The sequence below is a fragment of the Streptomyces panaciradicis genome (assembly GCF_023516615.1).
GTDB classification, from domain to species: domain Bacteria; phylum Actinomycetota; class Actinomycetes; order Streptomycetales; family Streptomycetaceae; genus Streptomyces; species Streptomyces panaciradicis.
The window spans coordinates 1-649 of record NZ_JAMGBF010000331.1; the positions used below are offsets into that span (position 1 = coordinate 1).

A 649-nucleotide genomic window follows, 5' to 3' on the forward strand; every position below is an offset into this window, starting at 1 on the left:
GGCATCAGGACCGAGTCGACGATGTAGACGGTGGCGTTGGCGGTCTTGACGTTGCCGCAGACGACCTTGGCGGAGTCGTTGACGGTGTAGGACTCGCCGGAGCCGGCGGTGGTGAGCTTGGACTTCTCCAGCGTCTCGTAGGAGCCCTTCTCCAGGTCGGCGGGGGTGAGCTGCTTGCCGACGACGTGGTAGGTGAGGATCTTCGTCAGCTGGGCCTTGTCGTTGAGGACCTTGTCCAGGGTGGCCTTGGGGATCTTGGCGAAGGCGTCGTTGGTCGGGGCGAACACCGTGATGTTCTGGGCGTTGTTGAGAGTGTCGACCAGCCCGGCCTTCTTCACCGCGGCCACCAGCGTGGACAGCACGGGGTTGTTGGAGGCGGCGGTGGCCACCGGGTCCTGCGCCATGCCGTCGAAGGAACCGGCACCGTCCTTCGGCACCGCCGAGCAGGCTGCTCCGAAGGGCTTGTCCGCCGAGGTGGTGCTGCCCGCGCCGGTCATGCCGTCGTCCGACGCGGAGGCCGAGGCGGACGCCTTCGAGGAGGAGTCGGACTTGGCGGAGTCGCTGCCGTTGTCGGAGCAGGCGCTCAGGGCCAGCGGCAGCACGGCCGCGGCGGCCAGGGTGACGGCGGTACGGCGGATACGGGCGTTCA

The 649-nt window shown here is 68.3% G+C and carries 1 protein-coding gene; it reads right to left on the reverse strand.

The window, feature by feature from the left end:
• Positions 1 to 649: fasciclin domain-containing protein (locus M8J74_RS44220; protein ID WP_283949343.1), on the reverse strand; the 649-nt coding region annotated here is incomplete at both ends.